Annotated in this window: 8 protein-coding genes and 1 pseudogene; 2 read left to right on the plus strand and 7 right to left on the minus strand. The window is 72.1% G+C overall.

Annotated elements, in window-relative coordinates:
* Positions 1 to 24: 24 nt before the first annotated feature.
* The 5 genes and pseudogenes from araD to HLK59_RS30290 form a co-directional block, all read right to left on the minus strand.
* A complete protein-coding gene (gene araD, locus HLK59_RS30270; protein WP_171144733.1) occupies positions 25 to 1,764 on the minus strand; it encodes an L-arabinonate dehydratase in 1,740 nt (579 codons plus the stop codon).
* The gene (locus HLK59_RS30275; protein ID WP_171144734.1) at positions 1,761 to 2,669 is read right to left on the minus strand and encodes a dihydrodipicolinate synthase family protein; all 909 of its coding nucleotides are present in this window, start codon (positions 2,667 to 2,669) and stop codon (positions 1,761 to 1,763) included. Before HLK59_RS30275 ends, araD begins: the two co-directional genes overlap by 4 nt.
* Positions 2,666 to 3,334 carry a GntR family transcriptional regulator gene (locus HLK59_RS30280; protein ID WP_171144735.1) on the minus strand — a complete coding sequence of 223 codons (669 nt, stop codon included), beginning with the start codon at positions 3,332 to 3,334 and terminating at the stop codon, positions 2,666 to 2,668. The genes HLK59_RS30275 and HLK59_RS30280 overlap by 4 nt, the downstream gene beginning before the upstream one ends.
* A gap of 144 nt (positions 3,335 to 3,478) precedes the next feature.
* Positions 3,479 to 4,230, minus strand: a pseudogene (locus HLK59_RS30285) (MBL fold metallo-hydrolase).
* Positions 4,231 to 4,284: 54 nt separating this feature from the next.
* Positions 4,285 to 4,872 carry a TIGR03086 family metal-binding protein gene (locus HLK59_RS30290; protein WP_171144736.1) on the minus strand — a complete coding sequence of 196 codons (588 nt, stop codon included), beginning with the start codon at positions 4,870 to 4,872 and terminating at the stop codon, positions 4,285 to 4,287.
* 115 nt (positions 4,873 to 4,987) lie between these two features.
* On the opposite strand from HLK59_RS30290, the gene HLK59_RS30295 reads away from it, so the two are divergent.
* Positions 4,988 to 6,202, plus strand: coding sequence for an MFS transporter (locus HLK59_RS30295; protein WP_171144737.1), 1,215 nt, complete (start codon positions 4,988 to 4,990; stop codon positions 6,200 to 6,202).
* Here HLK59_RS30295 and HLK59_RS30300 read toward each other — a convergent pair.
* Entirely contained in the window at positions 6,139 to 7,302 is a 1,164-nt protein-coding gene (locus tag HLK59_RS30300) for a hypothetical protein (protein ID WP_171144738.1), read from the minus strand. The genes HLK59_RS30295 and HLK59_RS30300 overlap by 64 nt on opposite strands.
* Positions 7,299 to 8,243, minus strand: coding sequence for a 5-dehydro-4-deoxyglucarate dehydratase (locus tag HLK59_RS30305; protein WP_171144739.1), 945 nt, complete (start codon positions 8,241 to 8,243; stop codon positions 7,299 to 7,301). Before HLK59_RS30305 ends, HLK59_RS30300 begins: the two co-directional genes overlap by 4 nt.
* 197 nt (positions 8,244 to 8,440) lie before the next feature.
* Here HLK59_RS30305 and HLK59_RS30310 point away from each other — a divergent pair.
* On the plus strand, positions 8,441 to 8,802 hold a 362-nt coding region (locus HLK59_RS30310; protein ID WP_171144740.1), incomplete at its 3' end, for an NAD(P)-dependent oxidoreductase.

Genomic DNA, 8,802 nt, shown 5'->3' on the forward strand with positions numbered 1-8,802 from the left:
GCTGTGGTGCTGTGGTGCTGTGGCTCAGCCGGCGTAGGGGTCGGACACCTTGCCGGGGCGGGCGAGGAACTCGAAGTCGCAGCCTGTGTCCGCCTGCGTGATCTGCTCGTTGTAGAGCGCGCCGTAGCCTCGCTCGTCGCGGACGGGCGGCGGTGTCCAGCGCGCCCTGCGGCGCTCCAACTCCTCGTCGTCCACATGGAGATGGAGGGAGCGCGCCGCGACGTCCAGGGTGATCCGGTCACCGCTGCGGACGAGGGCGAGCGGTCCGCCGATGTACGACTCGGGCGCGACGTGCAGCACGCACGCGCCGTAACTCGTGCCGCTCATCCGGGCGTCGGAGATCCGGACCATGTCCCGCACACCTTGCTTGAGCAGGTGGTCGGGGATGGGCAGCATGCCGTACTCGGGCATGCCGGGCCCGCCCTTGGGGCCGGAGTTGCGCAGTACCACCACGCTGTCGGCGGTGATGTTCAGCGACGGGTCGTTGATGGTCCGCTGCATGGTCTTGTAGTCGTCGAAGACGACCGCGGCACCGGTGTGCTTGAGCAGGTGCGGCTCTGCGGAGATGTGCTTGATGACCGCGCCGTCCGGACAGAGGTTGCCGCGCAGGACGGCGACCCCGCCCTCACTCGCCACCGGGTTCTCCCGGGTGCGGATGACGTCGTCGTTGTGGACTTCCGCGCCCTCGATCTGCTCCCCCAGCGTGCCGTTGACGGTCGGCCGGTCCAGGTGCAGCAGGTCGGTGATCCGGGTGAGGAAGGCGGGCAGGCCGCCGGCGAAGTGGAAGTCCTCCATGAGGTACGTCTGTCCGCCGGGCCGCACGTTCGCCAGCACCGGGACGGTACGGGCGATGCGGTCGAAGTCGTCGAGGGCGAGCTTGGTCCCGGCGCGGCCCGCCATCGCGATGATGTGGATCACGGCGTTGGTGGAGCCGCCGAGTCCGAGGACCGTGGTGACGGCGTCCTCGAAGGCCTCCCGGGTGAGGATCTCCGACGGCCTGAGGGCGGTCCAGGCGAGCTCCACGGCCCGGCGCCCGGAGGCGGCGGCCATCCGCTCGTGCCCGGACTCGACGGCCGGGATCGAGGAGGCGCCCGGCAGCGTCATGCCGAGGACCTCCGCCGCCGCGGTCATCGTGGACGCGGTCCCCATGGTCATGCAGTGACCGGGTGAACGCGCCAACCCGCCCTGGAGTTCGCGGAGTTCGCAGTCCGTCAGATTGCCCGCGCGGTGCTCGTCCCAGTACTTCCACATGTCGGTACCGGACCCGAGGGTCTCCCCCCGCCAGTGCCCCGGCAGCATCGGCCCGGCCGGAACGAAGATCGACGGGACGTCGGCGGAGGTCGCGCCCATGAGCAGGGCCGGCGTCGACTTGTCGCAGCCGCCGAGCAGCACCGCCGCGTCGATCGGGTACGAGCGCAGCAGCTCCTCCGTCTCCATCGCGAGGAGGTTGCGGTAGAGCATCGGGGTCGGCTTCTGGTACGTCTCCGAGAGCGTGGCGACCGGGAACTCCAGCGGGAAGCCCCCGGCCTGCCACACGCCCCGCTTGACCGCCTCGGCGCGCTCGCGCAGATGGACGTGGCAGGGGTTGATGTCGGACCAGGTGTTGAGGACGGCGATCACCGGGCGGCCCCGGTACTCCTCCGCCTCGTAACCCAGCTGGCGCATCCGGGCGTTGTGCGACCAGGTGCGCAACTGGCCCTCGGTGCCGTACCACTGGTGGCTCCGGAGCTCCTCGGGGCGCTTTCGCGCTCTGCCGTCGGTCATATCGACCACCCGGCGGCTATCCCGGCGACCTCGGCCCGCTCGTCCTCGGGCAGCTGCCGGCTCGGCGGCCGGACCTCGCGGCGGCACAGGCCGAGGGAGGCGAGGGCCTCCTTGACGACGGTGACGTTGTTGGCGGAGCCGTTGGCGGCGCGGAGTTCCTCGAAGCGGCGGATCTGCTCCCAGACCTTCATGGCGGCCGGGTAGTCGCCGGATCGAAGCGCTTCGATCATGTTCAGCGAAACGGCCGGGGCGACGTTCACGAGCCCGGAGGTGAAGCCGGTGGCGCCCGCGGAGAAGTAGGAGGGGGCGTAGGGCTCGGCGAGGCCGGCGACCCACACGAAGCGTTCCAGTCCCGCGTCCCGGGCGAAGGCGGCGAATCTCGCCGCGTCCGGGACGGCGTACTTCACGCCGATGACGTTCGGGCAGGCGTCGGCGAGTTCGGCGAGACGGGCGCCGCCGAGCTGCGCGTTACGGATGTACGGCACGACGCCCAGCTCGGGCACGGCCTCGGCGATGGCGCGGTGGTAGTCGACCCAGCCGCCCTGGGAGACGTACGGGTGGACGGGCTGGTGGACCATCACCATCGCCGCGCCGAGCTCACGGGCGTGCCGGGCGGAGGCGACGGCGGTGGGCACGTCGTGGCCGACGCCGACGAGGATCACGGCTCGGTCGCCGGCCTCGTCGATCGTCAACTCGGTGACGAGCTGGCGCTCTTGGGGTGTCAGGGCGTAGAACTCGCCGGTGTTCCCGTTGGGGGTGAGGGTCCTGACCCCACCGTCGAGGAGACGACGCAGCAGGGCCCGGTGGGTGTCCTGGTCGACGGTGCCGTCCTCGGCGAACGGTGTCACCGGGATCGCGACCACGTCGGCCAGGGCCGCCCGCTGGGTCTCGAACGTCGTTGTCATGCCTGACCGTCCTCTCCCTGGGCCTCGGACTCCGCGTCCGGGAAGGCCCGTTGCACGAACGACGCGATGTGCGCGTGGAGGGCACGGGCCGCGCCGTCGGCGTCCCCGCCGAGGGCGAGCCGCAGGATCTCCCGGTGCTCACCGGCCTCCCGCTCCCAGGAGGGCGAGGCCGCCCAGGCGACGGCGGAGACAAGGGCCGCCTGGTCGCGGACCTCGTCGAGCATCCGGCCGAGCAGCGGGTTGCCGCACGGCAGGTAGAGGGCGCGGTGGAACTCCCGGTTGGCGAGGGAGCGTTCGGCGGTGTCGGTGGCCTGGTCGGCACGGGTCAGGGCGTCACGGGCCTCGTCGAGGGAGGCGCCGCGCTTCACCGCCCGCTTCAGGGCCTCGGGTTCGAGGAGCAGCCGGACGTCGTAGACCTCGCGCGCCATGTCCGCGTCCACCATGCGCACCGTGACGCCCTTGTACTGGTTCATCACGACGAGCCCGGTGCCGGCCAGGGTCTTGAGCGCCTCGCGCACCGGGGTCTTGGACACCCCGAACTGTGCGGCGAGCTCGGTCTCGACCAGCGCCTGGCCCGGCGTCAACTGGCCGGTGAGGATGCGGCGTTTGATCTCCTCTTGCACGTACTGCGTGCGGGAGGGGATCGGCGTGGGCACAGAGGTCATGCGCGCCTCTCGGATCTCGCGTATCGGATCTCACGTATCGCGTCTCATATATGACGTACGAAGTACGACGCGTTGAAGGTAGGAGGGGGCCCGTGTTTCGTCAATGCTTCTGACAAAGGAAGTTGAGGTTGCCGATCGGAGAGTTCAGACGGTGTGCGTCTCGCCGACGCGGGCGGTGGCGGTGGGTCCACCGAAGGTGGAGGCGGCGCGCGCGGTGGCGTTCTCGGGGGTGAGGGTGGGGCCGACGTGGGTGACGAGGAGGCGGCCGGCCCGAGCGGTGCGAGCCGTGTCACCGGTGTCCTCGGGGGTGAGGTGGACCTGTTCGCCATCGCGATGCACGTCGATGTCGGCCTCGCAGAGGAACAGGTCGGCGTCGCGGGCGAGTTCGGTGAGGGCGGGGCACGGCCCGCTGTCCCCGGAGTACGCGAGAGTCCGCCCGCCGCTCTCCGCCCACAGCCCGTAGGACTCGACGTCATGCACGACCGCGCGGGCGGTGAGCGTCAGATCGCCGTGCCGCACGGTATGCCCGTCGGACAGCGGACGGAAGGCGAAGACACCGGTCAGGAAGTCGGTGTCCGGCCGCCCGAAGAACCCGGCGAGGCGTGGGGCGCAGTCGCGCGGCGCGTAAACGGGGATCGGCGCGGGCAGAGTGAGTCCGCCGTACGCGAAGCCGTACAAGGCTGCTGTGAGGTCGGCGTAGTGGTCGGCGTGCAGATGGGAGATCCAGATCGCGTCGAGCCGCCTCGGATCCGTGTGCCGCTGCAACTCGGCGAAGGTCCCGTCCCGGCGTCCACCCACACCTCGGCGCCGCCGCCGCGCAGCAGATAGCCGGAGCACGGGGTGTCCGGGCCGGGGTGCGGGGAGGCGGTGCCGAGGACGGTGAGGGTGAGCGACATGCGGGGAGGGTAGGTCGCCGGTCCCGATGAACGCCTCCGATTAAGACCGCTCGGTCAGGGTCGCCACCCCGGATCCCGCCCGCTGAGCCCGACGGCCCGGTCGAGCAGCGGGTCGCCGTCCGGCACGGGGACCACGGGGCCGAAGATGCCACCGCCCCGGTCGTCCTCCTTGGCGGCCGCGAGCAGGAAGTCGTACGACATCTGGAGCGCGGCGGGATCCGGGTCGTAGCGGAGACCGGTGGCGCGGGCCAGGTCCCAGCCGTGGACGACCAGTTCGTCGACCGCGACGGCTCCGGCGACCTCGCCGGGCAGGTCGATGCCGCCCGCGCGGGTCATGCCGGTCCAGGCGGACGGGTCGCGCCAGGCGTCGGCGAGTTCGTCGAGGACCTTCGGCAGCTCCTCGCGCCAGCCGGGACCGATGTCCGGTACGGCGGAGGCGGGGTCGGTGTCCGTCGTGGGGCCGAGGTCCTTGCGGGCGGCGTCCCGGAACGCGACGGTCAGGCCCAGCAGATGGCCCAGCAGATGGCGGACCGCCATGTCCGGACAGGGGGTCGGGTCCGCCAGCTGCTCGTCCCGGACGGCCTGGGCGAGGCGCGCCAGGGTGCGGGTCTGGGGGCCGAGGTCGAGGGGTGTGTCGGTCATGCGTGTCTCCTCAGAGGTCCGTATGAGGGGTGGACCGGCACCGGCGCCGAAACTCATCGCCGTAGGGAACCTGCCCGATCCGCGCGCCCCCTCCTTAGTCCCACGATCAGCAGGCATGGCATCTCTGTGGACCGTCCTGCGCAACCGTGACGCGGGCCTCTGCCTCACCGCCGTCGTCGTCTCCGGCTTCGGCACCTCCGCGCTCTGGCTGGCCTCGGGCGTCTGGGTCAAGGACCTCACCGGCTCGGACGGTCTGGCCGCGCTGTGCCTGCTCGCCATGTGGGCGCCGACGCTGTTCGGCCCGCTCCTGGGCTCCCTAGCCGACCGGGTGCGGCGCAAACCGCTGCTGATCGGCGCGAACCTGCTCCTGGCCGCCCTGCTGCCCACCCTCTTCACCGTGGACTCCCCGGACAGGCTCTGGCTTCTCTACACGGTCCTCTTCGTCTACGGCGCGGCAGGCGTCGTCCATGACGCGGCCGAGTCCGCCCTGGTCGCCGCCGCCGTCGCCCCGTCCCTGCTCGGCGAGTTCAACGGGCTGCGCATGGCGATCACGGAGGGCATGAAACTCGTGGCCCCACTGGCGGGCGCGGGGCTCTACAGCGCGTACGGCGGCCCTGCCGTCGCCCTCCTCGACGCCGGCACCTTCGTGCTCGCCACGGTCCTGTACGCCACCCTCCGCGTCCGGGAGAGCGAGCCGGGGCCGTCCCGGCGCACCCCGCCCGCCGAGGCCGTCCGCCGTCTCCTGGCCCACCCGCTCCTGCGCCCCCTCGTCCTGTCCGGTGGCACCACCATGTTCTTCGCCGGCCTGACCGGTGCGACGCTCTACGCCGTCATCGACGACCTCGGGCACTCCCCCGCGTACGCCGGTGTCCTCTACGCCGTCCAGGGCGCCGGTTCCGTGGTGGTCGGGCTGCTCTCGGGCCCCGCCCTGCGGCTCCTCGGCGCACGCCGGTTCGCGGCGTACGGCATCGCCCTGACGGCCGTCGCGACGGGGCTGCGGGCCGTACCGTCCGATCCGGTGGCCCTCGTGTGCGGTGCGGCGAGCGGTCTGGGGCTGCCCTGTGTGCTGATCGCCGCGCTCACCGCCGTACAGCGCGAGACACCGGACGCGCTGCTGGGCCGTACGGTCGCCACAGCCAACACCCTGGTGTTCGCGCCGAACGTCCTCGGACTGGCCGCGGGCGCGGTCCTGGTCGAAGCGGTCGACCAGAAGCCGCTGCTGGCCGTCCTGGGCGGGCTGTGGCTGCTGACGGCGGTGCCCCTGGCTCAGCGGCCGGCGAGCGCCGCGCGCACCAGCTCCAGGTCCCCGTCCGACGCCAACCCCGCGTGATAGAGCCGCATCTCCGTGGCCCCCAGCTCCCGCGCGCGTGCCGCGTCCGCCGCGAGCGTGCCGGGGCTGCCGCCCATCCCGGACACCACCCCGAAGTTGGCGGCGATCACCGCACCCTCGCGGCCCTGTTCGGCGAACGGTGTCAGCGGGCCCGGTCCGCCCGCGCACGGCACGACCACGCCGTCCGCGACGGAGAGGATGTGCGCGGGGTCCACGCCGGGGTTCGCGCCGACGTGGTAGGTCACCGGGTCGGCGTGCAGCAGGATCTGGAAACCGTCGGGTGCCGCCGCGCGCACCGCCCCGACCGCCGCCTCCTGGAGCGTGCGGGCGGTTGCGTCGCGCCACGCGCGCGTGGCCGCCGCCACCGACGCGCCGAGGAGCTTCTCGACGCCCGCCCAGTCCCCGTCGTCCGGCGCCCCCTGCCACAGCGGCTCCAGCGCGTCGCGCACGGCGGCCGCCAGTTCGTCGGCGTCCAGGCCCTGGGCGCCGTAGCCCTCCCGGCAGACCGCGCAGAAGCAGAGCGCCATCAGATACATCCCGGCGTCCCCGAGGCCGACCCCGCCGGTCTTGTCGTGGGCGTGCAGATGCTGGAGGCCGTACCAGCCGAGGGACTCCAGTTCGGTGCCGCGCGCGCCCGGGCGTACCGCGGCCTCGGCGGCCAGGTCGACGAGGTACGCGCGCGTGGCGGGCTGGGCGATGCAGGGGGCCCACGGGTAGCGGTCGCCGTAGGCGTTGACGACCGAGGTGGCCGGGTGCTCCGCGCCCAGGCGGGAGTTGTGGGCGAGGACCACCCAGGTGTGCACCTCCAGGCCGGCCTCCGTCAGCGCGGCGGCCGCCTCGCCGAACGCGTCGCCGGGCGCCCAGTCGCCGGCCGCGTACGGGCGCAGTTCCCGTCCCTGCCAGCGGTCGTCGGTGGGGTAGAGCACGGACGCGTGCTCGGCGGTGACGATGCGGTGGCGCGGGTGGCGGGGTGTCAACGCGCGCGTGGAGTGATAGGCGGAGGCGAGCGTCACCTGTCGCACGCCGAGGGAGGCGATGCGCGCGGCGGCCTCCGGGTCCCCGTTGACGTCCCAGGGGTAGACGAATGTCGACGCTTTCACTTGGTGTCCTCCTCCAGCAGCGTGTGTCCACGCTCGATGATCTGGGCGAGCTGCTTCACATGGTCCTCGGTCGGCTCGTGCAGCGGCGGGCGGACCTCCCCCACGTCGAGCCCGCGCAGTCGCACACCGGCCTTGACCAGGGCGACGGCGTAACCGCGGCCCTGGGCGCGCAGTTCGACGAACGGGCGGTAGAAGCCGTCCAGGAGGCGGTTGGCCGTCCCCAGGTCACCCGACTCCAGGGCTCCGTGGAAGGCGAGGGCGATCTCGGGGGCGAAGCAGAACACGGCGGAGGAGTAGAGCGGGACGCCGACCGCGCGGTAGGCGAGCTGGGTCTGCTCGGCGGTCGGCAGGCCGTTGAAGTAGAGGAAGTCGCCGGGGACCTCGGTGCGCACGGCGCTGACGATCCGCTGGACGAGGTCGAGGTCGCCGAGGCCGTCCTTGAGGCCGACGATCCCTTGCGTGCGGGCCAGTTCGACGACGGTGTCCGGTGTGAACACGGCGTTGTCGCGCTGGTAGACGATCACGGGCAGCGCGGTGGCCGCCGCGATCTCCTTGTAGTGCCGCAGCAGTCCCTCCTGCCCGGCGATCACGAGGTACGGCGGCAGCGCGAGCAGTCCGTCCGCGCCGGCCGCCTCCGCCAGCTTCGCGTACCGCACGGCGAGCGCGGTGCCGTATCCGACGCCCGCGACGACCGGCACACGTCCCGCCGTCTCCTCCACGGCCGCCCGTACGCACGCCGCGAACTCCTCGGGTGTCAGCGCGTGGAACTCCCCGGTGCCGCAGCACGCGAAGACGGCGGCGGCCCCGGCGGCCACCCCGCGGCGCACATGCGCGCGGTAGACGTCGAGGTCGACCGAGCCGTCGGGAGCGTAGGCGGTGACGGGGAAGAACAGCGGCCCGCTGGGGATGCCGAGTCGGGTGGCGAGATCGGCAGACGTCACGGGCTCTCCCTGGGTCGAGAAGTCGAGAAACAGAGGCGTGCGGGGGTGTACGGGATGACGTGCGGGATTCTGATCAGAGTTTACATTTCTGAACTCACGTAGCACCACCCTTGACGAGGCACGGCGATGATCCTTAACTTGTCCACGAATGTGAATACCGGGCAGTCTTCCGGCCGTCGACCCAAGGAGAACCGAGGATGCCAGCGCCCCGCACCGTTCTGCTCACCGGCGCCGCCGGCGGGCTCGGCACCCTGATGCGGGACCTGCTTCCCGGGTACGGCTACGAGCTGCGCCTCCTCGACCTGCTCCCCGTCGAGGGCGAGCCGGACGCGATCGTCGCGGACCTCGCCGACAAGGACGCCGTGCGCGAGGCCGTCCGGGGCGTCGACGCGATCGTCCACCTCGCGGGCATCTCCCTGGAAGCCTCCTTCGACAAAATCCTCAGGGCGAACATCGAGGGCACCTACAACCTGTACGAGGCCGCCCGCGAGGAGGGCGTACCGAGGATCGTCTTCGCCTCCTCCAACCACGCGGTGGGCTTCACCCCCCGCCCCCAGGG

This window comes from Streptomyces sp. S3(2020), assembly GCF_013044505.1.
Lineage (GTDB): Bacteria > Actinomycetota > Actinomycetes > Streptomycetales > Streptomycetaceae > Streptomyces.